We start from the raw sequence: 25,366 nt of genomic DNA on the forward strand, positions 1-25,366 counted from the left end.
AGAGACACGGAATCGGCCTCTCTGGAGGTCGAAGCTGAGAGAGCGCATCCGGTCGAGGGCGACCGAGCGTCATGGCTGCGATGCACAGCAGCACGGCAAAAGATTTCGAAGAGGGAAGCTCATGGCCGATCTGGCCTACGTTGCTCTGATTCTCGGTGGTTTTCTCGTGTGCGCGCTGGTGCTGCGCGCCCTACAGGCGAGCGCTCCCAAATGACGGTTGCCGGTGTGGTCAGCGTGGTTCTGATCGCCGTCGCCGCGGCATTGGTCATTTATCTGCTCGTTGCACTCGTAGATCCTGAGAGGTTCTGATGTCGCCCGCTCTTGCAGCCGGCCTGCAGATCGCTTTTGTCCTCGCCGTTCTGGCAATTGCCTACGTTCCGGTGGGCGACTACATGGCACGCGTTTACTCGTCGACGCGGGATCTGCGGGTCGAGAGTGTGATCTACCGCGTCGGCCGGATCGACTCGCGGGCCGAGCAGACGTGGTACGGCTACGCCGCAAGCGTTCTCGGATTCTCGTTGGCGAGCGCATTGTTCTTGTACTTTCTCCAACGGATTCAGGGTGTACTACCGCTGAGTGACGGACTGTCCGGCGTCAGCCCTGCCGTTGCCTTCAACACCGCGATTTCCTTTGTGGCGAACACGAACTGGCAGTCGTACACGCCGGAAACGACGATGAGCAACTTCGTTCAGCCCGTCGGCCTGGCGGTGCAGAACTTCGTCTCTGCCGCAGTCGGGATGGCGGTGGCCATCGCATTGGTTCGTGGCTTCATTCGGGTTGCCCGGGGCGGCGAGATCGGCAACTTCTGGGTCGATCTGACGCGTGGTTCTCTGCGCATCCTCCTCCCGTTCTCCTTCGTGATCGCCCTGATCCTGTTGAGCCAGGGAGTGATCCAGTCGTTCCACAGCGGTTTCGCCTCCACCGGCCTCGACGGCAATGCGGTGACCAATGCACTAGCTCCCGTCGCGTCCCAGGAAGCGATCAAGGAACTCGGCACCAACGGCGGCGGGATCTTGGCTGCCAACTCGGCGCACCCGTTCGAGAACCCCACCCCGCTGAGCAATATCGTCGAGATTCTGGCGATCCTGTTGATTCCGGTCTGCCTCACACGAACATTCGGAACTCTCGTCGGTGATCGTAGGCAAGGCCTCACCCTGCTCGCAGTGATGGGAATCCTGTGGAGCGGACTGCTCGCGGTGACGCTCGCTGCCGAATCCGGCGCACGCGGTGTTGCCGCCACAGCAGCTGGTTCGATGATGGAGGGCAAGGAAGTTCGCTTCGGAATCCCCGGATCGGCATTGTTCGCGGTGGCGACCACGGGAACGTCGACGGGTGCGGTGAACTCGGCCCACGACAGCATGTCGCCCCTCGGCGGCGGCGCGGTCCTACTCAACATGTTGCTCGGCGAAATCGCGCCGGGCGGAGTCGGAACCGGCCTCTACGGGATTCTCGTGCTGGCGCTGATCGCAGTGTTCGTCGGCGGACTGTTGGTCGGTCGCACGCCCGAATACCTCGGCAAGAAGTTGGGTCGTCGCGAGATAACCCTTGCGGCGCTGTCGATCCTGGTCATGCCCGCACTGGTCCTGATCGGTACCGCCATCACCGTGATCCTCGGTTCGACCACCGGTTATCAAGGCAACGGGGGAGATCCGGGCACGCCGGGATCGATCCACGGGTTCAGCGAGGTGCTCTACGCCTTCGCTTCCGCCTCGAACAACAACGGCAGCGCGTTCGGCGGTCTGACCGTCACCAGCGACTGGTTCCAGTCGTCCCTCGGAATCTGCATGCTCCTAGGCCGATTCCTGCCGATCATCTTCGTTCTCGCTCTGGCCGGTGCGCTGGCCTCTCAGAAGAAGGTGGCGCCGACGGCCGGCACCCTCCCCACATCCGGTCCGATGTTCACCGGCCTGTTGACCGGAACCGTCGTTCTTGTTGCTGCACTTACATTCTTCCCGGCCCTCGCGCTGGGCCCGCTAGCGGAGGCTCTTCAATGACCGTGCGTATCAGTGAGAAACCCGTGGTAGCGCAAGACGCTGCCGACAAGGTTGATCCAGGGCAGTCCCGTCAAGTACACGCAGGCGTATTCAACCCGCGGCAGATGATCACCGCGTTGCCGGGGGCCGTACGCAAACTCGATCCACGCCACTTGGCGCGTAACCCGGTCATGTTCGTGGTGTTCGTCGGCTCCGTCATCACCACCGTCATGGCGATCGCCGATCCCTCGGTGTTCTCCTGGGTGATCACCCTGTGGCTCTGGTTCACGGTGATCTTCGCGAACCTCGCCGAATCCGTGGCCGAAGGGCGAGGCAAGGCTCAGGCGGCCAGCCTGCGCAAGGTCAAGCAGGACACCACAGCGCATCGGATCACGATGAGCGGTGCGATCGAATCGGTTTCCGGCACCGAACTGGTGGTCGGCGACCGGGTGATCGTGGTTGCCGGCGAGGTCATCCCCGGCGACGGCGACGTGGTCGAAGGTATTGCCTCCGTGGACGAATCGGCGATCACCGGTGAATCCGCCCCGGTAGTCCGTGAATCCGGTGGCGACCGCTGCGCCGTCACCGGTGGTACGACGGTTCTCTCCGACCGGATCGTCGTGGAAATCACCGCAGCACCGGGCAGTTCGTTCGTGGACCGGATGATCGCGCTCGTCGAAGGCGCCTCGCGTCAGAAGACACCCAACGAGATTGCGCTCAACATCCTGCTCGCGTCGTTGACCGTCATCTTCCTCCTCGCCGTCGTAGCCATCGGCCCGATGGGGTTGTACGCGGGGCACGAGCAGGATCCGATCAAGCTGATCGCACTCCTCGTCTGCCTGATCCCGACGACCATCGGAGCGCTGCTCTCGGCGATCGGTATCGCGGGCATGGACCGCCTCGTCCAGCGCAACGTTCTCGCGATGTCGGGGCGTGCCGTGGAAGCTGCGGGCGACATCGACACCCTGTTGATGGACAAGACCGGAACCATCACCTTCGGCAACCGCCGGGCGACCGCGCTCCACCCGGCACCCGGCGTATCCGCCGACGATCTTGCTGCGGCAGCGCGCTTGTCGAGCCTGGCCGACGGAACTCCCGAGGGACGGAGCATCGTCGAGTTGTGCGCAGCAGAGTTCTCTCTCGCGGCCGAACCGACGCTCGACGAGGAACGCGCCGAGTTCGTTCCCTTCACGGCACAAACGCGGATGAGCGGACTCGACCACTCCGGACGCCAAATCCGAAAGGGTGCAGCAGATGCGGTGATGAACTGGGTCGTCAGTGGCGGTGGACATGCAGAGACCGCGGTGACCGATAGCGTGAACGACATCGCCCAAGCCGGCGGAACACCACTGGTAGTTGCCGTCAAGCACGGTGAGAGCACTTCGATCCTCGGCGTGATCGCGTTGTCCGACGTCGTCAAGCCGGGAATGGCTGACAGGTTCGCCGAACTCCGGGCGATGGGTATTCGCACGATCATGATCACCGGCGACAATCCGTTGACCGCGAAGGCGATTGCCGATGAGGCGGGCGTCGACGACTTCATGGCGGAGGCCACGCCGGAAGACAAACTGGCCCTGATCCGGAAGGAGCAGGAAGGCGGACGTCTCGTCGCGATGACCGGTGACGGGACCAATGATGCGCCCGCCCTTGCCCAGGCGGATGTCGGGGTCGCGATGAACACGGGAACCTCGGCAGCTAAAGAGGCCGGGAACATGGTCGATCTCGATTCCGATCCCACCAAGCTGATCGAGGTAGTGGAAATCGGCAAGCAATTGCTGATCACCCGCGGCGCCTTGACCACATTCTCGTTGGCGAACGACTTGGCGAAGTACTTCGCAATCCTGCCGGCATTGTTCAGCGGCATCTACCCGCAGCTGGACGCGTTGAACATCATGCGGCTCGCCACCCCCGAATCGGCGATCGTCTCGGCCGTGATCTTCAACGCCTTGGTGATCATCGGGTTGATTCCGTTGGCACTCAAGGGTGTTCGATACCGACCGTCGACAGCATCGCAGTTGCTCGGACGTAACCTGCTCGTCTACGGTCTCGGCGGTGTGATCACACCGTTCGTCGGTATCTGGTTGATCGATCTCGTCGTGCGTTTGATTCCTGGAATTGGGTGACCTGACATGCGTTTCACTATCGGTTTTGCCAAACAGGTGTGGGCGGGTTTGCTCGTATTACTTGCACTCACGGTCGTTCTCGGTGTGATCTATCCCGCCGCGGTGTGGGGGGTCAGCCGGATCAGCTCCGGATCTGCCGAAGGCTCACCGGTCACTGATGCCGCCGGTTGCGTGGTCGGCAGTGCCTGGGTGGGTGTTGATCCGCAGGTTGCCGAAGGGCAGCAGGACCCGTTCTTCCACAACCGCGTTGTCGGATCCGTTTCGGACGAGGATCCTTTTGCCACCGGTGATCCCGCTGCGGCACTGCCGTCCAACCAGGGGCCGAGCAGCGAGATTCTGGCCGGATTCATCATCGAGCGCCGGGCAGCCATCGCGGCACGTGAGGGCGTCGACCCGGCATCGGTTCCCGTCGACGCAGTCACCGGTTCGGGCTCGGGTATCGATCCCCATATCAGTCCGGCGTACGCCGAGCTGCAGGTCGCGAGGGTGGCGGCGAACAACGGCATCTCGGAAGACCAGGTGCGGGACTTGGTGGCTGAGCACACCGACGGTCGGCAACTCGGATTTCTCGGAGCCGAGCGAGTCAACGTCCTGGAATTGAACCTGGCACTCGGATTGACGGCACCTACGTGTGCTGCGCCGACGACTGGTGGATGATTGTCACGTGAGTTCTTCGGAGAAGGTCGGTCAATCTTTCGGTAGGGCACGCAAACGTGGTGAATTGCGTATCTACCTCGGCGCTGCCCCCGGCGTCGGAAAGACCTTCGCGATGCTCGGTGAGGCTCATCGACGTCGAGATCGTGGCTGTGACGTGGTCGCGGCCGTTGTGGAGACACACGGCCGCGCCCGCACGGCGGCGCAGATCGGTGACCTCGAGATCATTCCGCCGAAGCTGGTGGACTATCGCGGAACACGGATGCCGGAACTGGACGTCGAGGCCGTGTTGGCTCGGCGGCCGGCCCTTGTCCTCGTGGACGAGTTGGCACACACCAACACGCCGGGGAGTGAGAATCACAAGCGCTGGCAGGACGTACAGGAACTGCTCGAAGCCGGGATCGACGTCCTGTCCACGGTCAACGTGCAACACCTCGAAAGCCTCAACGACGTTGTCGCGCACATCACCGGCGTGGTTCAGCAGGAGACGGTTCCGGACGCGATAGTGCGTAGTGCGGCGCAGGTCGAGCTGGTCGATATCACTCCGGAGGCGCTGCGCCGCAGACTTTCTCACGGCAACGTGTATTCGCCGGAGCGTGTCGATGCGGCATTGGGTAACTACTTCAGACGCGGAAACCTCACGGCGCTACGCGAACTGGCTCTGCTGTGGGTGGCCGATCAGGTGGACGCCGCCCTGGCGAAGTACCGGGCCGAGAACAAGATCACCGATACCTGGGAGGCGCGCGAGCGTGTCGTCGTTGCCGTGACCGGGGGACCGGAGTCGGAAACGCTGGTACGGCGCGCATCCCGTATCGCGTCGAAATCGAGTGCCGAACTGATGGTGGTCCACGTCGTACGCGGTGACGGACTTACCGGAGTCTCGGCCCCGGAAATGGGCAAGGTGCGCGCGTTGGCCGTCGGGGTCGGCGCCACGCTTCACACCGTTGTCGGTGACGACGTACCGTCGACGCTTCTCGAATTCGCCCGCGAGGAGAACGCCACACAGTTGGTTCTGGGAACGTCTCGACGTTCTCGGCTGGCGCGCATCCTCGACGAGGGGATCGGCGCCGCGGTGGTTCAGCAGTCCGGCGGCATCGACGTTCACATGGTCACCCATGAGGAAACGACCGTCCGTCGGCGGATCTCGTTGTTCGGCCGATCCGAGTACCGCTTGCTGTCGTGGATTGCGGCAGTGGTGGTTCCGACGGCCGCAGCCGGACTCATGGGTCTGATCGACCGGATCTCCGGCGTGCAGGGTGAAAACGCGTTGTTCTTCGTGGTGGTGGTTCTGGTCGCGCTGCTCGGTGGTGTCGGGCCGGCAATGCTGTCTGCTCTGTTATCGGGACTGCTGCTCAATTACTTCTTCACCGACCCCAGGTACAGCTTCACGATCGCCGAACCCGACAACTTCATCACGACGGTGGTGCTGCTGATAGTGGCTGTGGCAGTGGCCGTTCTGGTGGACGCTGCCGCCAAAAAAGCTCGGGAAGCGAAGCGCGCTTCGGAGGAAGCGGAACTTCTGACACTGTTTGCGGGGTCGGTTCTCCGCGGTGCTGACCTGTCCACGCTGCTCGAGAAAGCTCGCGAAATCTACCGTCAACGGGGGGTTTCAGTGGTGCATCATGAGGATGGCGTAGTCGCGGCCGTGGGTGCAGAACCGCCGGCACGTGAAGCTGACGCGGATTCCGTGTGCGAGGTAAACGACGGCGAATACGCACTGATGCTGTCGGGGCCGGAGTTGAGTGCGCGTGATCGTCGGGTGTTGACCGTTGTCGCGCACCAGGCGGTCGGCATGATCCGTCAGGACAAGCTCACGGTCGAAGCGAGCAAGGCGGCTGCATTGACCGAGGCTGATCAACTGCGCCGAGCATTGCTTTCGGCTGTGAGCCATGACCTTCGGACACCGCTCGCCGGCGTGAAGGCTGCTGTGTCGAGCTTGCGCAGCGACGACATCGAGTTCTCACCTGAGGACACGGCAGAACTACTGGCCACCATCGAGGAGTCTGCGGATCAGTTGACCGCGCTGGTCGGCAACCTTCTTGATTCGTCCAGACTGGCTGCGGGAGTGGTCAAGCCGACGTTGCGGGCGGTGTACCTCGACGAAGTTGTTCACCGGGCGTTGCTTGGATTAGGCATCGGCGGCCGGTCGGACTCCCGGTCCCACAGTGTGATCGTCGACGTGGGTACTGTTGCCGTGCAAGCCGATCAGGGTTTGCTCGAGAGAGTGATCGCCAACCTCGTCGACAACGCATTGCGGTACGGCGGCACAACACCGGTGCGAGTGGGAGCAGCACGCGTCGGAGACCGCACCGTCATCACCGTCGCAGATACCGGCCCCGGTGTACCCCGTGGTGAAGCCGAATCGATGTTCGAGCCGTTCCAGCGGATGGGAGATCGCGACAACACCGGCGGAGTGGGCCTCGGGCTGTCCGTGGTTCGTGGATTTGTCGACGCGATGGGCGGAACGGTCAGTGCCACCGACACTCCGGGCGGTGGGTTGACGATGATGGTCGAACTGGCCGGTGCAGGAACGAATGGAAGCGAGTCATGAGCCGGATACTGGTTGTCGACGACGAACCGCAGATCTTGCGGGCACTACGCATCAACCTCACTGTGCGTGGATATGACGTGGTGACGGCGTCCACCGGAGCAGGGGCCCTGCGCGCTGCAGCGGAACGGCCGCCGGACGTGGTGATTCTCGATCTCGGACTGCCGGACATGGACGGCACCGAAGTACTTGCAGGCCTGCGTGGCTGGTGCACGGCGCCGGTCATCGTGCTGTCGGCGCGCACCGACTCCGCGGACAAAGTCGAGGCCCTCGATGCCGGTGCCGACGATTACGTCACCAAGCCCTTCGGGATGGACGAGTTTCTGGCCCGCGTGCGCGCAGCGGCGAGGCGTGGAACCTCGGCGGCCGATACCTCGGAACCGTCGGTCGAGACCGCGTCGTTCACGGTGGACTTGGCTGCCAAAACGGTGAGTCGGCGCGGTGAACAGGTGCACCTGACTCCGACCGAGTGGGGCATGCTCGAGATGCTTGTGCGCAACCGCGGAAAGCTGGTCGGGCAGAAGGAATTGCTTCGGGAGGTGTGGGGACCGGCCTACGACACCGAGACTCACTATCTGCGTGTCTACCTGGCTCAACTTCGTCGCAAGCTCGAGGACGACCCGGCCAGCCCCAAGCATCTGATCACCGAGGCGGGGATGGGTTATCGATTCGTGGTGTGAGAAACCAGGTGTGAGAAACCAGGTCAGATCATCACCACCAATTTGCCACGAGCCGTACCGGCTTCCATCTTGGCATGCGCTTGCGCGATGTCCTCGAACGCGAACACCTCGTCGATCGGTACCACCGCCTCGCCTGACGCGACAGCGGAGAGGAAGTCTTGCAGTACGTCGGCAGGCAGGTCGGACGCGTCCCCGCCGTACGAGGTCAATCGCACTCCGCGTGGAATGTAGTCGATCGGATAGAAGTCCTTGACTGTCCACTCGTTGGACAACATGCCCGTGAAACACACGGTCCCGTGAACGCGAGTGGCGCGCAACGTATCGGGAAGTGTTGGTGTTCCGACTAATTCGAGAGCCAGATCAACACCGTCCGGGAAAATGTCTCGCACCTGGCCTGCCACGGTACCGTCGTCGAGGACAACGTGGTCGACCCCGATCGCGGTCAACGATGACGTCTTGCTCGCATCGCGGGTGGTCGCAAGGACCGTGAGCCCCCACTGCTTCGCCAGGACTGCGGTTGCCATGCCGACCGAGGAGGTTCCGCCTCGAATCAGTAGGGATTGACCGGATTTCGCATCCAGTCCCACCGTCAGAGAGCCGTACGACGTCTGCAGCATCTCGGGAACAGCTCCCACTCTCGACCAGTCCAGTTTGCTGGAGAAGGGAACGGCCTGGCTGACGGGAACGCACGTGTACTCGGCATATCCGCCGTCGAAGACTCGACCCATCCCGCCCATCATGGCGGCGACCTGCTGCCCTTCGGTCCACTCCCCGCCGGGGCAGTTCACCACTTCGCCGACGGCCTCGATGCCCAGCACCCTCGGGAACGTCACGCCTTCGGCGAGGCCGAGGCGGGTGTGCAGTTCGGATCGATTGAGGCCGAAGGCCTTCACACGGACCAGTACCCAGCCGGTGGTAGGCGCCGGTATGGGAATCTCCTTGATCGTCAATGCTTCTGGCGGGCCGGGGGCGTCGAGCACGATTGCGCGCATTGTGTCGGTCATGCTTTCTCCTTGGTGATGAGTGTCAGTCGGCGGTTGGCTTCGCGCAGCGTGGCCAGTGTGGCGCCGAACCGATCGAGAGCCTCGGGCGTCAGCACGGAACCGAGACGGCGTGCCAGTTCGTCGTCGAACGTGGCCTTCGCCCCCTGCAACAGGCCAATGCCGTCGGGGGTCAACGCGATGAGTGAGGATCGTTTGTCGGCGGGATTGGATTGTCGACGGCAGTGCCCCGAGGACTCGATCCGATCCACCAATTTGCTCGTGCCACCGACGGTGATCGCGAGGGCTTCGGCAATGTCGAAGACCCGACAGGAACCTAGCCTGTCGATGATCTGCATCGGCTCGAATCGACTCAGTGGCAGGTCGTGCTCGATTCGGAGTCGCTGGTCGACGGCCGTCCACAGTTCGGTTTCGAAGCGGACGAGGTTGTCGAAGTGACCGCTCAGGTCCGACCCCGTCATGAGCAGACCCCGAACCGATATGCATTCCGTGGAATCATTCTTTCACCGTACGCCCGATTCGTGATCAATTCCATGGAATCTATTTGCGGCCTTTCGTTGTGTCGGTGGCGCATGGGAACATATGTTCGTGTCGCATGAACCGTTGGATCGAGAAACGCCAGGTAATCACCCTGGCGGTGCTCGTTCTGGCGGTAATCATCCTGGGGGTGGTCGACCTACGGGTGACGCAACGATCCTCCATGCGGACCTCGATTCGTTCTACGCATCGGTCGAGCAACGTGACGACCCGACTCTGGCGGGCAGACCGGTCATCGTCGGCGGTGGCGTGGTCCTGGCGGCAAGCTACGAGGCCAAGGCATTCGGGGTTCGAACTGCGATGAGTGGTGGTCAGGCTCGATCACTGTGTCCCCAGGCAATCGTCGTTCCCCCGCGAATGTCGGCGTACTCGCAGGCGAGCAAAGACGTGTTCGACGTCTTTCACGACACGTCGCCGCTGGTCGAAGGAATCTCCATAGACGAGGCCTTTCTCGAGGTCGGCGGGCTCGCCAAAATCGTGGGAAACCCGCTGCAGATCGGGGCCAACCTCAGACGCGACGTGGCCGAGCAGGTCGGACTACCGATCACGGTCGGGATCGCACGCACCAAGTTCCTGGCCAAGGTCGCGAGTGCATTCGCGAAACCCGACGGATTGCTGCGAGTGCCGCCGGAGGGCGAGACCGAATTCCTGCATCCGTTGCCGGTCGAGAAGCTGTGGGGCGTCGGCAAGATCACGGCCCAGAAGTTGCGAAACTTCGACATCGTGACGGTGGGTGACATCGCTCGGCACGACGAATCCTCGATCGTCTCGATTCTCGGGGGCGGCGCCGGTCGCCATCTCTACGCGCTCTCGCACAATCGAGATCCGCGCCCCGTCCGCGCCTATCGTGGCCGCAGTTCGATGGGTGCTCAGCATGCGCTTGGTCGCGGATCCCATTCCCGCGCAGAACTCGATGCGTCGTTGATGTCCCTTGTCGACCGTGTCAGTCGACGCATGCGTTCGGCGCAGCGGACGGGGCGCACGGTCACGCTCCGGCTTCGCTTCGCGGATTTCACGCGGGCAACTCGATCTCACACGCTGCGCCGGTCCACCGCCGACACAGCGGAATTGCTGAACGCCTCGATGGTGCTGCTGGACGAAGCGATACCGATGATCGCGGACAAGGGCATCACGTTGATCGGTGTCGCTGTCTCCAACCTGGATCGGGACGGCGCCGAACAACTCGAATTGCCCTTCGACGGTCCAGGATTCGCGGGTCCGGACACTGCCGCCCTCGACTCGGCGATGGACAGCGTCCGGAAGAAGTTCGGCTCGGCGGCTCTCACGAGGGGAGTGCTCCTGGGACGCGATCCGGACCTGTCGGTGCCGCTACTGCCGGACTAGGTGAGGTTTTCTCTCAGAGTCGCTCCCTCGTATTCGTGTCGGAACAACCCACGCGCCTGCAGCACTGGAATCACGTGATCGACAAAATCTTCCAGGCCCTGCGGATAGGTCGGCGGCATCAGATTGAAACCGTCGGCACCGCGGCCGTCTAACCAGGATTCCATCTCGTCGGCAATCGACTCCGGTGTGCCGATCATCGTTGCGTGACCACCACCCGCAGCGAGCGTCCCGAGGAGTTCCCGCACAGTCGGTGCGTCCTTCTCGACGATCCGCAGAATAGTTGCGTAGCGTCCTTGCGGCCCGCTGAATGCTTCGAGTGGAGGCAACGGGGGCACGGGCCCGTCGAGATCCCAGTCCTCGCAATCCTGTCCGGTGAACAACGAGAGTTGGCGTATCGACTGTTCGGTGGGCAGCAGGCGATCAAGTTCGGCCTTCTTGGCCCGTGCCTCGGCGACAGTACTTCCGACGTAGGTGACCAGCCCCGGCATGACGGCGACCGAGTTCGAATCCCGGCCGGCGCGCTCGATTCTCGACTTCACGTCCGCGTAGTAGCTCTGCGCGCTGGGTAGGTCGTAGGCAACCGAATAGATCGCCTCGGCGCGCTGCGCAGCCAGATCGCGACCCTGCTCGGACGCCCCGGCCTGAAACAAAACCGGTCTGCCCTGCGGGGATCGAGGAACCGTCAACGGGCCGTCGACACGAAAATGCTTGCCGTCGTGATCGATGCGAGAAATCTTGCCTGCGTCGGCAAAACGTCCCGCCCGGTCGAGGATCAGCGCGTCTTCCGACCACGAATCCCACAATGCGAGGGCCACTTCGACAAATTCGTCGGCTCGTTCATATCGGGATGCGTGATCGGGCATCGCCTCGAGTCCGTGGTTGCGCGCCTCCTGGTCGAACATCGAGGTCACGACGTTCCATCCGGCCCGTCCGCCGCTGATGTGGTCGAGCGATGCCAAAAGTCGTGCCGCGTGGAATGGCGTGTAAAAGGTCGTGGAGATGGTGGTGACCAGGCCGACGTTCGCCGTCGCTCGTGCCATGGCAGTCAACGCGGTGATCGGTTCGAGAAACCACGACGCACCAGACTCGGGTTCTCGAACACTGTGACCGTCAGCGAAGAAAACGGCGTCCAGCTTGCCGCGTTCGGCGATCTGGGCGAGCGACTCGTAATACGTGATGTCACCGAGACTTTCGACCGGTGAGTCGCGGTGTCGCCACGCCGCACTGTGATGCCCGCAACCGAGCAGGAACGCACCTATCCGTAGCTGTGCGCCCATCAGTTCTTGACGAGTCCGCCGTCGACAACCAGATTCTGGCCGGTCACGGCCCGCGACCATGGGGAGGCGAAAAAGAGTGCAGCGTCGGCAAATTCGTCCGGCGTCGTGACTCGGCGCAGGGGAGTGCTTGCCGCGATCATGTCGAACACGGCTTCCGGTGTCGCGGCACTCGCATCGGTCGTGCGGAGCAAGCCGCCGGAGACCATGTTGACTGTGATCCCGTCCGGACCGAGGTCGGCGGACAGCGTCCGTGTCAGTGCCAACAGTGCGGCCTTGGCAGCGGTGTAGTCGTGGTAAGGAACTACCGGATTCTGGACCAGATTGGTTCCGACAGTGATGATTCGGCCGAAGCCGAATTCGCGCATGCCTGGTAGCGCTGCCTGGGTGGTATTGAGTGTTCCGGCAACAGCTCCGCGTAGTTGAGAGTCGAAGTCGGCCCAGGTGATCGTGTCCGCGTTCGGCCGGGCATCGCCGTTGAACGAGAAGTCGACCAGTGCATTGTCGACCACGGTCGAGATCAGTGCGTCGAATCTCTCGCGTGCAGCGGAGAACAACTGGTCGACGGAACTGCGGTCCGTCACGTCCGCCTGGACTGCGAAGGTGCGATCCTCACCCAGTTCGGCGACCAGGGCCTCGGCGGCATCGCGGCTCTTGTTGTAGTTCACGATTACGCGGGCGCCCGAGCGGGAGAATGCTCGGCTCAGTGCGGCGCCGAGCCCGCGGGCGCCACCGGTGATCAGAACGATCTGCTCGTCGAGGTTCAATGCGCGCTGAAATTGCTGTTCGGTCATGTCGACATCCCTCCGCCAGTGCTAACTGGTCAGGTTCATCGGGTCTGATCTCAGCCGACTTCTTCGGCACCCCGTGTCACCGTCCATCAGACCACGTGAGGTGAATCGTCCCGAACGCCGGGTGTGTAGTAACGGCCGGCGCGATGAGTTTTCGATCGCTCGGGAGTCGTAATTGCAAGCGAAGTGGCAACCGGCCGCTCGCCTTCGCCCCAGGAGATTCCGATGACCACCCAGCCCGTCCACAACGAAACTGTTTCCGGTAACGCCACGACGACGACACCTTCGGCCACGGCTCGCAAGGTCGGATTTGTCCTGAGTGGGCTGTTCGTCGTTTTCATGCTCTTCGACGGCATCATCCACATTCTCAACCTTCAGACCGTCAAGGATGCCTCCGCCGAACTTGGGTTGCCGGACTCGCTGGCATTGACGGCCGGGGTGGTGCAACTGATCTGCCTTGCGCTGTACGTGATTCCGCGAACGTCGATACTCGGCGCGATTCTGCTCACCGGTTACCTGGGCGGAGCCGTGTTGACCAACCTTCGAGCGGAACAGCCTCTGCTGAGCACGACATTGTTTGCCGTCTACACCGGAATCGTCATGTGGGCGGGTCTGTATCTCCGAGACGAGAAGGTTCGCGAGATCATCCCGGTGCGGCGGGCCTGAAATCAGGCCCCTGAAGGGGTTGCGTGGGACGCGGTGTCCCATTATGTTTGACCTCATTCAAGTCCGTCGACTCCAATCGGCGGACTGGCCGTGAGGAGACACCGATGGCTCGGTCAGCGTCGATCGAAGTGGAAAAGCCGTACCGCCAGGTACTGCAGACTTTGTCCGAGGGCTCAGTTGCCCGCAGTTTCGATCCCTATCTCGACATCGACTGGGATTCACCAGAGTTCGCGATCGATCCGCATGATCCGAGGTGGGTGCTCTCATCCGTGTCGGATCCGCTCGGAGCGACGCAGTGGTACCAGGACCAGTCGTTGGAGCGTCGAATCGCCATGGGAATGTGGCGTCAGGCGAATGTGACCAAGGTGGGTTCGGCATTCGAGAGCATCTTGATCCGGGGAATGCTGCAATACATCATGGCGCTACCCAACCAGTCGCCTGAGTTCCGGTACTGCCTGCACGAGATGACCGAAGAGTGCAATCACATCCAGATGTTCCAAGAGCTCGTCAATCGTATGGACATCGACGTACCGGGTATGCGTCCGATGTTCCGGCGGCTGTCGCCGATCATCGGAGTGCTGGGAGCAAAGTTCCCGGTCATCTTCTTCATCGGCATTCTGGCTGGTGAAGAACCGATCGACCACTTCCAGAAGGATCTCATCCGCGAGGGTAAGGACACGCCGCCGGCGATGCTCCGCACCATGGAGATTCACATCGCCGAAGAAGCGAGACACATCTCGTTTGCTCACGAGTTCCTGCGCAATCACGTCCCCAGACTCAGTCGTACGAGTCGCGCCATCACATCGGTCGCCTTCCCCGGCACGATGCGTTGGCTTGCGGGCGAAATAATGTCACCGCCAAAGGAATTCGCCGAAGAATTCGGAATCCCGGACGAGGTGATGAAGAGCGCCTTCTGGGGGAGCCCACATTCACGCCGCATCCTGGGTAACTACTTCGGTGAAATGCGAGCCCTGGCAGACGAACTCGGATTGATGAATCCGGTGTCGAAGCGTGCGTGGCGAAAGCTGCGCATCGACGGCGACTACGCCCGCTACCGCGGCGAGCCGAAGCGTTCCGACAAGACCCGGATCTAGTCCGGCCGCGAAGTTCCTCCGTCGGAGGACACCAGCTCGGCTATGAGCGTGGACAATTCGACATGGGGATCGATCTGTAGCCCGCTCGAGCGGGCGACGCCGTCGAACATGTACCAGGTGTATTTCGCGAGGTCGGCGACGATCTCTTCGCGGCTCGGTTTCGGATCGGTGCTTCGGACCCAGTGGGTGAGCGTGCCCTCGACCATTGTCACCACTGCGAACGGTAGTGAATCGAAGGGTGAGGAGTCGATCCCCACGGATCGACCGACTTCGGTGATAGTGGTGCGGGCCGAGTCGGCGATTGTGGCCTTCAGACTGCTGATCGCGTCGATGCTCTCGTCGTCGTAGTCGGTGGGGCCGGTACCCATGAACTCGTGAATCCGCGGATGCTCGGTGATCCACTCGGCGACGGCGCTGATGGTTCGGGTCAGGATCTGGTCGAGAGTGCCTACCGAAATGCTCATCGACGCATCCAGGGCCGCCGCAAATTGGCCGAGCACAAACGCTCGGACTCGTCGATCGAGGTCGTCCCGGCCGCTGAATTGTCGGTACACCACCGACTTGGCGAGGCCTGCACGGTCGGCGATCTGCTGGACGGACACCTCGGCACCTGCCGCGCGCTCTTCGATCAGTTCGACAGCCGAGGTGAGTATCCGTTTCTGACGCTCGGAGTTGTGTCGCTCCCACCGCGCTTCGCGACCGGTCAACTCTGCAGTGACAGGTTGCGCAATTGCGTCGCTCGGCATCGGGCCAGTCTATCCGGACGCACCCGCCGTATTTCCGACTTGTCATCGGGCGCGGCATCGGGATCGGTCGTCGGTACAACGTGGGACACTGGTCGAGTGAGGTTGTATCGAGACACGGCGGTGGTGCTGCGCCTGCACAAACTGGGCGAAGCCGACCACATCGTCACGTTGCTCACCCGTCAGTTCGGGTTGGTACGTGCCGTGGCCAAAGGTGTCCGCCGGACCACCTCCAAATTCGGTGCCAGACTCGAACCGTTTGCTCACATCGACGTGCAACTACTTCCGGGCAAGAATCTCGACATCATCACTCAGGTGCAGACGGTCGATGCATTCGCCACTGACATCGTCGACGACTACAGCCGGTACACCACGGCCTGCGCCGTACTCGAAACTGCCGAGCGGTTGGCCGGCGAGGAACGCGCGCCGGCCCCGCAGCTTCAGCGATTGACGGTGGGGGCACTGCGTGCGATCGCCGAGCAGGCGCGGCCGGTCGAGTTCGTGCTCGACGCGTTCTTGTTGCGAGCCATGGGCTATGCGGGTTGGGCGCCTGCCCTCGAAGAGTGCGCCCGCTGCAGCGCTCCGGGACCGCACCGTGCATTTCATGTCGCCGCAGGCGGAGCCGTCTGTACCTACTGCCGCCCGGCGGGTGCTGCGACGCCGTCGCCCGGAGTGCTCGACTTGATGGAAGCCCTGCTCCGAGGGGAGTGGGAGGGCACCGATTCGGCGCCCGCGACGCTGCGGACGCAAGCCAGCGGACTGGTCGCGGCACACCTGCAGTGGCATCTCGAGCGTCAATTGCGGACGTTGCCGCTGATCGAGCGTTCGAGGCCGCATGCAGCCGTCGAGGTCGACTTGCCCGTGAGGCAGGATGGAACCCGTGATTCGACGACGCGAACCGCGAACTCCGCTTGATCCTGCTGCTGAACGGGTGATCCGGCCACCGGACCCACATCCGTCCGGGGCGACCCCGCCGATCCTGCAAACCGAACTCATCCCGCGCCACGTCGCGTTGGTGATGGACGGCAACGGACGGTGGGCGCAGGAGCGCGGTCTGCCGCGAACCGCCGGGCACGAACGCGGTGAAGCTGTCCTGATGGACACCGTGTGCGGGTGCATCGAGATGGGTGTCGAGTGGCTCTCCGCCTACGCATTCTCCACCGAGAACTGGAAGCGCAGTCCCGACGAGGTTCGATTCCTGATGGGCTTCAACCGTGACGTCATCCGCCGCCGACGCGACGAGATGAACGAAATGGGTGTGCGTGTTCGCTGGGCCGGTCGTAAGCCGCGCCTGTGGGCCAGTGTGATCAAGGAACTCGAGATCGCCGAAGAACTGACCAAGAACAACACAGTCATGAACTTGACCATGTGTGTGAATTACGGCGGGCGGGCCGAAATTGCCGATGCGGTAAAGGAAATCGCGAAGCGTGTCGCGGCCGGTGAGATCAATCCGGACAAGATCACCGAGGCGACGGTGGCGAAGTACCTCGACGAGCCCGACATGCCCGACGTCGATCTCTTCCTGCGTCCGTCGGGGGAACAGCGGACGTCCAATTTCTTGATCTGGCAATCCGCCTACGCCGAAATGGTGTACCAGGAGAAGCTGTTTCCCGATTTCGACCGCCGCGATCTCTGGGCCGCCTGCGTCGAATACGCCTCACGCGACCGTAGATTCGGTGGCGTCAAATGACAGGGGAGAACATGACCGACACCACCGACGAAGCAGCCCGCCTACAAGAACGCGCGGCCGCCTCGCTGGCGCATTTCGTGACGGTCGATGTGGCTGCGGACGGCTCGCTTGGTTTCCAGTACTCCGGCGCGCTGTGCTCGATCCAGGCGATGAATTTGTCCGAGGGTCTGGACGTGCTGTCCATGACGTGTGTCCTCGCGTGGGACCGACCGGTCAGCGCGGCACTGCATCGCAAGGTGGCCGAGCGGAACCGGACCATCCAATTCGGTTCGATCGCGGTGTTCGGCCACGGCAGTCTGGCGGACGTGATCCTGCGATACACGTTCCCGGCGGCCGGACTGGACGACGAGGCACTGACCACGATGTTGCTACTCGCGCTGACCGGCGCCGATACCGCGCGTCAGGGTTTGATTCCCTGACGCTGTCAGCTGTCAGCTGTCAGCTGTCAGCTGTCAGCTGGCGGCGCAGTCGCGGCAGGTGCCGAAGATCTCGACGGTGTGACTCACTTCGGTGAATCCGTTGTCCTCGGCGATGGTCTGTGACCACTGCTCGACCGTCGGGCCCTCGACCTCGACGGTGAATCCGCAGTTGCGGCACACCAGGTGATGGTGGTGTCCGGAGGAGCAGCGTCGGTAGACGGACTCACCTGTGTCGGTGCGCAGGACGTCGATGGTTCCGGCGTCGGACAGTGCCTGCAGCGTGCGGTAGACGGTGGTCAGGCCGATGCCTTCACCGCGCTTGCGCAGTTCGTCGTGCAGTTCCTGTGCCGACTTGAATTCGTCGATGTCGTCGAGCAGGGCGGAGATGGCGCTGCGCTGTTTCGTGGAACGAACGCCGACGGTGGCCGGTCCACGTTTCGAGGTCGTACTGCCCGGGGTGTTCATGCGGTGGAATCTCATCCTTCTTCGGCGTGGGCGACAGCGTCGACGACGATGTGTGCGAGGTGATCGTCGACGAGTCGATAGAGAACTTCTCGTCCGTTGCGTTCGCCGCGGACGACGCCCGCTGCTTTGAGAACGCGCAAATGCTGGCTGATGAGTGGCTGAGTGACGCCGAGAGCGCCGACGAGTTCGTGAACGCAACGCTCCGACTCGTGGAGCTGAAGCACGATCGCGATGCGAACGGGTGCAGCCAGCGCCCGCAGAATTTCGCCGGCGGCCGCCAAAGTTTCCTTGGGCGGCACGGGCGCCGGGGGTGCGGCTTCGAACGGGTCGTGCGTGTGTCCGAGGTCGGAATGATCATGGCTTTTGTGGAGATCGCCGGTATCCGCAATGCTCACAGCGAGGCTCCTTCGAGGGGTAGATCATGATGTCCGGGCATAGCCATCTCACCACATTATTGCAAATCACTTTCATTTTGATATGCACAAGTATGCATGTCAACCTTGGACGGAAGTGCGTGGCAGCCGCCAGATAGGCTGATGGTGCGAAAAGCGCACGAAAATCATGCATCTATTACCCAGATGGAGAGCAATCGAGTGGCACCCAAGTCCAAGATCGAAGCCGTTGTCAATCTCGCCAAGCGGCGAGGCCTGGTCTACCCGTGCGGTGAGATCTACGGCGGTACCAAGTCCGCATGGGACTACGGCCCATTGGGTGTCGAGCTCAAGGAGAACATCAAGCGTCAGTGGTGGCGCAACATGGTCACCAGCCGCGAGGACGTCGTCGGCCTCGACTCCTCGGTGATCCTGCCCCGCGAGGTGTGGGTCGCATCCGGTCACGTCGGTGTCTTCAACGACCCGCTCGTCGAGTGCCTCAACTGTCACAAGCGTCACCGTCAGGATCACCTGCAGGAGGCGTACGCGGAGAAGAAGAAGCTCGACAACCCGGACGACGTCTCGATGGATGTCATCGGTTGCCCCGATTGCGGCACCGTCGGCCAGTGGACCGAGCCGCGCGACTTCAACATGATGCTCAAGACGTACCTCGGCCCTGTCGAGAGCGAAGAGGGCATGCACTACCTTCGCCCCGAGACCGCACAGGGCATCTTCGTCAACTTCGCCAATGTGCTGACCACCTCGCGGAAGAAGCCGCCGTTCGGCATCGGTCAGATCGGCAAGAGCTTCCGTAACGAGATCACCCCGGGCAACTTCATCTTCCGCACCCGCGAGTTCGAGCAGATGGAGATGGAATTCTTCGTCAAGCCGGGTGAGGACGAGCAGTGGCATCAGTACTGGATCGACTACCGCCTGGACTGGTACACCGGCCTCGGCATCAACAAGGACAACCTGCGGCTGTACGAGCATGCGCCGGAAAAGCTTTCGCACTACTCGAAGGGCACGACCGACATCGAGTACCGCTTCCACTTCCAGGGCAGCGAATGGGGCGAGCTCGAAGGTATCGCGAACCGTACCGACTTCGATCTCTCGACGCACTCCAAGCACTCGGGCACCGAGCTGAACTACTACGACCAGACGACGGGCGAGCGGTACACGCCGTACGTCATCGAGCCGGCGGCAGGTCTCACGCGTTCGCTGATGGCCTTCCTGGTCGACGCGTACACCGAGGACGAGGCACCCAACTCCAAGGGCGGCGTCGACAAGCGCACGGTGCTGCGACTGGATCGTCGACTCGCTCCCGTCAAGGCCGCAGTGCTGCCGCTCTCGCGCAATGCGGATCTGACGCCGAAGGCAAAAGATCTTGCGGCGCAGTTGCGTCAGAACTGGAACGTCGAGTTCGACGACGCCGGTGCCATCGGTCGTCGTTACCGTCGCCAGGACGAGATCGGCACACCGTTCTGCATCACGGTCGACTTCGACACTCTCGAAGATCAGGCTGTGACGGTGCGTGAGCGTGACTCCATGGCGCAGGAACGCGTCGCCCTCGATCAGGTGGAAAGCTACCTGGCTGCGCGGCTGATCGGTTCCTGATTCGTTCGAAGCTGACGGGCGGTTCTTCTCATTCGAGAAGGACCGCCCGTTTTCTCTTTCCATGGTGGATCTTCAGGCGCAGGATCGAAGTTATGAGAAAACTCAGCGTGACCAACAGCGTGACTCTCGACGGTGTCATGCAGGCACCTGGCGGGCCGGACGAAGATCGTCGTGGCGGATTCGAGCACGGTGGATGGGCGGCACCCTTCAACGATTCCGTCATGGCACAGAAAATGGGGGAGGGGATGGCGAAGAAATCAGAGTTGCTCTTCGGACGCCGAACCTATGAGAACTTCGCCTCGTACTGGCCGTTTCAGACGGACAATCCGTTTACCGAGGTGCTCGACAACACGCAGAAGTACGTAGCGTCAAGGACTTTGGGTGAACCGCTGCCGTGGAAGAACTCGACTGTGTTGAAAGGCGATGCCGCCGACGCGGTCGCCGCGCTGAAGGAAAGCGATGGCCCGGATCTGGTGATTCTGGGCAGTGGCGACTTGATCACGTCATTGGCCGAACGGCGTCTCGTCGACACCTACACTCTGCTGATTCATCCGCTGGTTCTCGGAACCGGGCGCAGATTGTTCCCCGACGGTGCTGCGCTCGCTCAGTTCACCCTCACCGAAAGTGTTCCTACGACAACAGGCGTCATCATCGCGACGTATCAGGTGAGTTGAATACATCAGGGAACTCGCCGAAATGCTGCTTCTGCCAGCGCTGGGTTCTGACGGCTTGCACACTGGTCGGCGTGACCCAGGGCGGATAGACCCGGATAGCGCGCTTGCCGCCCGAGAAGTTCGTCGACACGATGTCGTGTTCGACGAGAGTTTCGGTGGGAAAGACGAAGTGACCCAGATGTTCTTCGTCGCAGACCTTCACCACAAACAGCGCGACGCCGTCGCTGGTGTCGAAGGGGCGGATGGGCCCGGCCTCGGAACGGCGCCACAGGGTGACGAACTGACCGAGCTTGGTCGGCGTCGTCTTGGCGGTTCGATAGACGGAGGGAAGGCCGTTGACGGTCAGCGTGTGAGCGCCGTACTCAGCACCCTCGGACTCGGGAATCGGTGTGGACCAGGTAAATCCGTCGGCGTTCATCGGCAACGATGATGCCACGGACCACCGACAGCCTTCGTGGCGAAGGCTGTCGGTTGTAGACGCACGTCAGGCCGTAGGTACCTTGTCGAGAAACCCGAGGACAAGCGTCACCCGGCCGTCGTCGTCGCGTTCGAGTACGTCGAACCCGTCGATCAGTGACTCGGCCCCCGCCGGGCCGAGAGCCCAACCGAATCGAGCCTGTCGGTGGTGCGCGTCCACCGGCCCGATGAGGGTGAAGTGCATGCCCGGAAATTGTTGCTGCACAGCGTTGATCATCGCGTCGATCTGATCGTGTCCGGTGACGTCCGCGAGCGGATCGGTGTAGCGGCCGCCGGGTGCGAACAATTGCTCGATCCGTGCTCTACGGGCGGTGGTATCTGTTTCGTTCCACATGTCGATATAGGCGTCGGCGATTGCGTCGAAGTCGCTCATGGTCGCTCCCTTGATCAGTTCCGGTGGTGAACATCCGGCGGTCTCGCCGGCTGAGACCACTGTTCCTCCGAAACTGCTTCGGGTCGATTACCTCCGAGGTCATGGTCTCGGCTACCTCGGGTCGCTAACTTGAAAGAATGACCTTCGAGACGATGGACGTTGGCACCGAACTCAAGCGGTGGCGGGAGCGGCGAAGGCTCACTCAGTTAGGTCTCTCGGCAGCGGCAGGAGTGTCGACCAGGCACCTGAGCTTCATTGAAACCGGCCGCTCCAAACCCAGCCGGGACATGATCCTTCACCTGTCCGAATGTCTGGATGTTCCTCTACGACAACAGAACACGCTTCTGCTGGCAAGTGGCCACTCACCGGAGTACTCGCAAAAATCGTTGGCGGAAGCGCCGATGTCAGCGGTGAGCGAGGCCATCGATCGCATCATCGACGCGCATGACCCTTATCCGGCCGTGGTGGTCGATCAGCAATGGGAGATGATCGCCGGGAACCAGGCCGTGAGAATCCTGACCGAGGGGGCCGCTGAATTCCTCCTGGAACCACCGGTGAACGTATTGCGTTTGAGTTTGCATCCCGAGGGCATGGCGCCGCGGATCGTGAACCTCACGCAGTGGCGGACCCACCTGCTCGCCAGGTTGGCGCGGGAAGTGGAGGTCAGTGCGGATGCGCAGTTGGCGTCGTTGCTCGACGAGTTGCGCACCTATCCGAGCGGCGGAGACTGGCACGACGACCGCGCGAATTCCCTGCTGGTTCCGTTGCGCGTACGCGCCGGCGATACCGAATTGGCGATGTTCAGCACCACCACCGTGTTCGGTACGCCGCGCGACGTCACGCTCGCAGAGATCGCGATTGAGTCGTTCTACCCGTCGGACACGCAGACCGCCGATTATTTTCGATCAGCCGCGCAGGTCAGAGAGACTTCTTGCCGAACTTGAGCTTCCACGGCACCAGAGCGGACTCCAACTGAACCGAGAGGCTCATCTTGGAGACACCTTCGGTGCGTTCCTCGAAGCGGATTGGCGTTTCGGCGATCTTCATGCCGCGCTGAACAACTCGGTAGTTCATCTCGACCTGGAACGCGTAGCCGTTGCTCTGCACCGATTCGACGTCGATGTCGCGCAAGGTCTTTGCATGCCACGCCTTGAAGCCTGCAGTTGCATCCTTGACGTGCAGTCGCAGAATAGCGTTGACGTAGAAGTTCGCCCAGGCGGACAAAGCCTTGCGATGCCACGGCCAGTCGCCGGCAACTGCGCCACCTTCGACGTAACGGGAGCCGAGAACGACTGCCGCATCGGTAGTGGTGAGGATCTCGATCATGGCGGGGATCGCTTCGGACGGATGGGAGAGATCCGCGTCCATCTGAATGACGATGTCGGCGTTCTCCGCCAGAGCCCGGCTCATGCCCGCGACGTAAGCACGGCCGAGTCCGTCCTTGACCGTGCGGTGAAGCACTCCGACCGGGATGGGACCATCGATACCCAACTTGTCCGCAACCTCGCCCGTGCCGTCGGGGGAGTTGTCATCCACCACGAGGACGTGCAGGTTCGGGATCTTCAACGCGGCGAGGCGATCGACGAGCTTTGGCAGGTTCTCACGCTCGTTGTATGTAGGTACAACGACGGTTATCTGCGGGGCGACGCTTTCCATAACACCTTCGTATGATCTGTGATCCCGACTTGCCGGATGAAGCGTACGACGAGTGCGGTCGTGAACAAAGTAGGGATTTTACTACCTCGACGGGATCCGTCAGAACCGGCCGCCGCCGCCTCGACTGGTTCGGCCGCCGCCGCCACCGCCGAAACCACCGCCGCCGCCACCGCGACCGGAGCGTCCGCTGCTGCTCGGTCCGCCGTACGAGCGGGGCCCGCCGCCACCTCGCAGAATGCTGTTGATCAGGATGCCGCCGAGGATCGCTCCCGTCGCATCGCCGCCGCCACCGCGGGGTCGTTGGTTTGCTTCCCAGGTGTTGACGTCGTTCTGCGCGGCGCGAAGTGAGTGCGTCGCCAAGGTTGTCGCGGCCTGGGCGTGTTGCAGTGCCTTCGACGGATCCGAAGCCTGCAATTGCTGGGCCGCCTGCAGGTGCCGCTGAGCCTCCGCGTAGCGAGTGCGCGCCTCCGCCCCGATCGCGCCGCGCCTGGTTCCGAGGAAGTCGCCTGCAGCGGTCACCTGAGCCTGTGCGGCCAGAATGTCCTGGGCGAGGCGCTGCTGTGCACGTTCGAGCTGCTGCTTCTGCTCCTGAGCGTCGGCAAGCAGTGCGTCGAGTTGGGCGTCGGCCGCGACGATCTGGTTGAAGGCTGTCAGCGGATCGCTGTCCTTCGACGTCTGAGCATTCGCCAACGCTGCCTGGGCTGCGGCCTTCGCGTCCGCCAACTTCTGCCCGCCCTGCGCCAGGTAAGCGTCCGCAGCAGTGATGCCCTGCTGGACGTCGTCCATCGCGGACGGAAGAGTCGCGATGGCGTTTCGGATGTCGTCGGCGGCGTGATCGACGCCGTCGAGTAGTTTGCGTGCCTGATCGAGAGCCGCTTCGGCAGTGCGAATCGCGGTGACGGCAGCGCCTTGCTTACCAGCCGGCAGCGCGGTGGCATCGCGGCCTTCCTCGATCGACTTCTCGGCGAGCGTCAGGCGTTCGCTGGCCATGGTGACGTTGTTCACGACAGATGCCAGCGTCGGCGCGGGGAACTGATCCTTCAATTTGGTCAGAATCGCCTCGGATTCGGGCAAGCGCACGCTGAGAGAAACAACACTCTGCGTCAACGCATCGAGACGTGCGGGGGCGTTGATGAGAAGGTCGCGAAGCCCGTCGAACTCCTCGACGCGAGCTTCGAGTTCTTGGTCGGCTCGACCGCACGAGGAAATGATGTCGATCAGCATCTGGCGGCGTTGATCGGGAGTTTCCGGGATGGCGTCGTCGAGTCGCTGCCTGATCGCGAAGGCTTCGGCGAGGGTGGCCTTGGCCTTGTCGAATGCTGCCGAGAAGGGTGCGACGGCGGAATCTCCGAACTCGCTGCGGGCCAGATCGAGCTCCTCCTGGCTGCCGGCGATCGCGTTGTCCGTCTCGACGAGGATCTCCTTCGCGCGTTCGTCGAGCGTCGGCAGCGGGAGTGCGTTGAGGCTGGCGATGTCGTCGGGGGAGATGTTCTTCGCGGCTTCGACGCTTGCCTTGTTCTTGTCGTTCTTGCGCTTACGTGAGTACAGGACCACGCCGCCCGTCCCGACCACCACAGCGCCGCCCGCGATGAGGAGTGTTCCGACTCCCATTCCGCCGCTCGTGTTGTTCGCGTCGCCGAGTGCTCCAGCTGCGGCAATTGCCGCGCCGGTCCAATCATCCTCGGCAAGAGCCGGTTCCACCGCGTCGGAATTGATCGATTCGATGTCGGAATCCGTGATGTTGCTCAGCTCAGCGGGGACGTCGAGGTAGTAAGCACGCTCCGCCGTGGCAACTGCAAGCAGGACGGACTTGGTACTCAGCGTCGACTTCGTGGCTGTCTGCTGTGCCCACGCCTGGCCACCCAGGTTGTTGAAATCGGGGACGAACGCGACCCACAGATCGATCTGGTGGTCCTCGCCGAGTTGATCGATCGCGGCTTGTATGTCGCTGCGTTGCCCGGCGTCGAGAACCCCGGAGGTGTCGGTGATGTGATTCGGCAACACCATCGGGGCGTCTGCCGAGGCGAGCGCAGGACTGAAGACGAGCGCCAGCAGAGCGAAAATCGCAGCGACGGCGGCGGCGCTTCCCCGACGGCGAACGGGTCGGGTGATTGTCCGACTCTGCTCTACCGAGGACAACTGCGAGAAGTGTGGTGCGAGGGCCATGACGCAAATCTATCCGTTGTGGCGCGTCGGCAT

26 protein-coding genes and 1 riboswitch are annotated in these 25,366 nt (G+C 62.5%); of the genes, 15 read left to right on the forward strand and 11 right to left on the reverse strand.

Going from position 1 to position 25,366, the window contains the following annotated elements; translation table 11 throughout:
* Positions 1 to 210 precede the first annotated feature (210 nt).
* From kdpF to AC2ETI_RS13780, 6 genes are read left to right on the forward strand one after another with little or no spacing between them, the layout of a single operon-like run.
* Positions 211 to 309: a K(+)-transporting ATPase subunit F gene (kdpF, locus tag AC2ETI_RS13755; protein ID WP_007731078.1), complete on the forward strand. Its 99-nt coding sequence runs from the start codon at positions 211 to 213 to the stop codon at positions 307 to 309.
* Positions 309 to 1,994, forward strand: a complete 1,686-nt coding sequence (gene kdpA / locus AC2ETI_RS13760; RefSeq protein ID WP_020908186.1) for a potassium-transporting ATPase subunit KdpA — start codon at positions 309 to 311, stop codon at positions 1,992 to 1,994. The genes kdpF and kdpA overlap by 1 nt, the downstream gene beginning before the upstream one ends.
* Positions 1,991 to 4,096 (forward strand): potassium-transporting ATPase subunit KdpB, encoded by a 2,106-nt coding sequence (gene kdpB, locus AC2ETI_RS13765; protein WP_483634032.1) that lies wholly within the window; start codon positions 1,991 to 1,993, stop codon positions 4,094 to 4,096. Before kdpA ends, kdpB begins: the two co-directional genes overlap by 4 nt.
* Before the next feature lie 6 nt (positions 4,097 to 4,102).
* Positions 4,103 to 4,753 carry a potassium-transporting ATPase subunit C gene (locus tag AC2ETI_RS13770; RefSeq protein WP_019749013.1) on the forward strand — a complete coding sequence of 217 codons (651 nt, stop codon included), beginning with the start codon at positions 4,103 to 4,105 and terminating at the stop codon, positions 4,751 to 4,753.
* A gap of 7 nt (positions 4,754 to 4,760) precedes the next feature.
* On the forward strand, positions 4,761 to 7,301 hold the full coding sequence (locus tag AC2ETI_RS13775) for a sensor histidine kinase (protein ID WP_020969962.1): 2,541 nt from the start codon (positions 4,761 to 4,763) through the stop codon (positions 7,299 to 7,301).
* Complete coding sequence (locus AC2ETI_RS13780; RefSeq protein WP_069146814.1) at positions 7,298 to 7,978, forward strand: response regulator; 681 nt, start codon at positions 7,298 to 7,300, stop codon at positions 7,976 to 7,978. The genes AC2ETI_RS13775 and AC2ETI_RS13780 overlap by 4 nt, the downstream gene beginning before the upstream one ends.
* 23 nt (positions 7,979 to 8,001) lie before the next feature.
* Here the strand turns inward: AC2ETI_RS13780 and AC2ETI_RS13785 are convergent, their stop codons facing one another.
* Entirely contained in the window at positions 8,002 to 8,982 is a 981-nt protein-coding gene (locus tag AC2ETI_RS13785) for a zinc-binding alcohol dehydrogenase family protein (RefSeq protein WP_483634033.1), read from the reverse strand.
* Complete coding sequence (locus AC2ETI_RS13790; RefSeq protein WP_047887960.1) at positions 8,979 to 9,440, reverse strand: MarR family winged helix-turn-helix transcriptional regulator; 462 nt, start codon at positions 9,438 to 9,440, stop codon at positions 8,979 to 8,981. Before AC2ETI_RS13790 ends, AC2ETI_RS13785 begins: the two co-directional genes overlap by 4 nt.
* 121 nt (positions 9,441 to 9,561) lie before the next feature.
* Here AC2ETI_RS13790 and dinB point away from each other — a divergent pair, with 121 nt between their 5' ends.
* Positions 9,562 to 10,860, forward strand: a complete 1,299-nt coding sequence (dinB, locus tag AC2ETI_RS13795; RefSeq protein WP_257237252.1) for a DNA polymerase IV — start codon at positions 9,562 to 9,564, stop codon at positions 10,858 to 10,860.
* On the opposite strand, the gene AC2ETI_RS13800 is transcribed toward dinB, so the two are convergent.
* Complete coding sequence (locus tag AC2ETI_RS13800; RefSeq protein ID WP_021333385.1) at positions 10,857 to 12,137, reverse strand: LLM class flavin-dependent oxidoreductase; 1,281 nt, start codon at positions 12,135 to 12,137, stop codon at positions 10,857 to 10,859. The two genes, dinB and AC2ETI_RS13800, sit on opposite strands and share 4 nt — an antisense overlap.
* Positions 12,137 to 12,901: a 3-oxoacyl-ACP reductase gene (locus tag AC2ETI_RS13805; protein WP_483634089.1), complete on the reverse strand. Its 765-nt coding sequence runs from the start codon at positions 12,899 to 12,901 to the stop codon at positions 12,137 to 12,139. The genes AC2ETI_RS13800 and AC2ETI_RS13805 overlap by 1 nt, the downstream gene beginning before the upstream one ends.
* A 17-nt stretch (positions 12,902 to 12,918) precedes the next feature.
* Positions 12,919 to 13,012: riboswitch (TPP riboswitch) on the reverse strand.
* A gap of 138 nt (positions 13,013 to 13,150) precedes the next feature.
* On the opposite strand from AC2ETI_RS13805, the gene AC2ETI_RS13810 reads away from it, so the two are divergent.
* Together AC2ETI_RS13810 and AC2ETI_RS13815 are read left to right on the forward strand one after the other, a co-directional pair.
* A complete protein-coding gene (locus tag AC2ETI_RS13810; RefSeq protein ID WP_060939209.1) occupies positions 13,151 to 13,591 on the forward strand; it encodes a DoxX family protein in 441 nt (146 codons plus the stop codon).
* A 104-nt stretch (positions 13,592 to 13,695) separates the two neighbouring features.
* Positions 13,696 to 14,685 (forward strand): AurF N-oxygenase family protein, encoded by a 990-nt coding sequence (locus tag AC2ETI_RS13815; protein ID WP_019749004.1) that lies wholly within the window; start codon positions 13,696 to 13,698, stop codon positions 14,683 to 14,685.
* Here the strand turns inward: AC2ETI_RS13815 and AC2ETI_RS13820 are convergent.
* Entirely contained in the window at positions 14,682 to 15,431 is a 750-nt protein-coding gene (locus tag AC2ETI_RS13820) for a TetR/AcrR family transcriptional regulator (RefSeq protein WP_007731095.1), read from the reverse strand. The two genes, AC2ETI_RS13815 and AC2ETI_RS13820, sit on opposite strands and share 4 nt — an antisense overlap.
* A gap of 96 nt (positions 15,432 to 15,527) precedes the next feature.
* Between AC2ETI_RS13820 and recO the strand changes: the two genes are divergently transcribed.
* The 3 genes from recO to AC2ETI_RS13835 are packed head-to-tail and all read left to right on the forward strand — an operon-like array spanning position 15,528 to position 17,537.
* On the forward strand, positions 15,528 to 16,343 hold the full coding sequence (gene recO / locus AC2ETI_RS13825; RefSeq protein ID WP_029255636.1) for a DNA repair protein RecO: 816 nt from the start codon (positions 15,528 to 15,530) through the stop codon (positions 16,341 to 16,343).
* Complete coding sequence (locus AC2ETI_RS13830) at positions 16,300 to 17,118, forward strand: isoprenyl transferase (RefSeq protein WP_019749001.1); 819 nt, start codon at positions 16,300 to 16,302, stop codon at positions 17,116 to 17,118. The genes recO and AC2ETI_RS13830 overlap by 44 nt, the downstream gene beginning before the upstream one ends.
* On the forward strand, positions 17,115 to 17,537 hold the full coding sequence (locus tag AC2ETI_RS13835; protein ID WP_019749000.1) for a YbjN domain-containing protein: 423 nt from the start codon (positions 17,115 to 17,117) through the stop codon (positions 17,535 to 17,537). Before AC2ETI_RS13830 ends, AC2ETI_RS13835 begins: the two co-directional genes overlap by 4 nt.
* A gap of 33 nt (positions 17,538 to 17,570) precedes the next feature.
* Here AC2ETI_RS13835 and AC2ETI_RS13840 read toward each other — a convergent pair whose 3' ends face one another.
* Together AC2ETI_RS13840 and AC2ETI_RS13845 are read right to left on the reverse strand one after the other, a co-directional pair.
* Positions 17,571 to 18,002 (reverse strand): Fur family transcriptional regulator, encoded by a 432-nt coding sequence (locus AC2ETI_RS13840; protein WP_020908177.1) that lies wholly within the window; start codon positions 18,000 to 18,002, stop codon positions 17,571 to 17,573.
* 11 nt (positions 18,003 to 18,013) lie between these two features.
* Positions 18,014 to 18,397, reverse strand: a complete 384-nt coding sequence (locus tag AC2ETI_RS13845; protein ID WP_003944457.1) for an ArsR/SmtB family transcription factor — start codon at positions 18,395 to 18,397, stop codon at positions 18,014 to 18,016.
* Between the two features lie 198 nt (positions 18,398 to 18,595).
* On the opposite strand from AC2ETI_RS13845, the gene AC2ETI_RS13850 reads away from it, so the two are divergent.
* On the forward strand, positions 18,596 to 19,987 hold the full coding sequence (locus AC2ETI_RS13850) for a glycine--tRNA ligase (protein ID WP_003944491.1): 1,392 nt from the start codon (positions 18,596 to 18,598) through the stop codon (positions 19,985 to 19,987).
* Between the two features lie 92 nt (positions 19,988 to 20,079).
* The gene (locus AC2ETI_RS13855) at positions 20,080 to 20,661 is read left to right on the forward strand and encodes a dihydrofolate reductase family protein (RefSeq protein ID WP_019748997.1); all 582 of its coding nucleotides are present in this window, start codon (positions 20,080 to 20,082) and stop codon (positions 20,659 to 20,661) included.
* Here AC2ETI_RS13855 and AC2ETI_RS13860 read toward each other — a convergent pair.
* Entirely contained in the window at positions 20,636 to 21,097 is a 462-nt protein-coding gene (locus tag AC2ETI_RS13860) for a MepB family protein (RefSeq protein WP_483634034.1), read from the reverse strand. The two genes, AC2ETI_RS13855 and AC2ETI_RS13860, sit on opposite strands and share 26 nt — an antisense overlap.
* A 48-nt stretch (positions 21,098 to 21,145) precedes the next feature.
* Positions 21,146 to 21,511: a nuclear transport factor 2 family protein gene (locus tag AC2ETI_RS13865; protein WP_024487641.1), complete on the reverse strand. Its 366-nt coding sequence runs from the start codon at positions 21,509 to 21,511 to the stop codon at positions 21,146 to 21,148.
* Positions 21,512 to 21,648: 137 nt separating this feature from the next.
* Here AC2ETI_RS13865 and AC2ETI_RS13870 point away from each other — a divergent pair, with 137 nt between their 5' ends.
* Positions 21,649 to 22,455, forward strand: coding sequence for a helix-turn-helix domain-containing protein (locus AC2ETI_RS13870; protein ID WP_483634035.1), 807 nt, complete (start codon positions 21,649 to 21,651; stop codon positions 22,453 to 22,455).
* On the opposite strand, the gene AC2ETI_RS13875 is transcribed toward AC2ETI_RS13870, so the two are convergent.
* Both AC2ETI_RS13875 and AC2ETI_RS13880 read right to left on the reverse strand, forming a co-directional pair.
* Positions 22,430 to 23,167, reverse strand: coding sequence for a polyprenol monophosphomannose synthase (locus tag AC2ETI_RS13875; protein ID WP_003944487.1), 738 nt, complete (start codon positions 23,165 to 23,167; stop codon positions 22,430 to 22,432). The genes AC2ETI_RS13870 and AC2ETI_RS13875 overlap by 26 nt on opposite strands.
* 99 nt (positions 23,168 to 23,266) lie before the next feature.
* On the reverse strand, positions 23,267 to 25,333 hold the full coding sequence (locus AC2ETI_RS13880; protein WP_483634036.1) for a TPM domain-containing protein: 2,067 nt from the start codon (positions 25,331 to 25,333) through the stop codon (positions 23,267 to 23,269).
* Positions 25,334 to 25,366 lie beyond the last annotated feature (33 nt).

It is taken from the genome of Rhodococcus sp. MurmanLake-1, assembly GCF_056945715.1.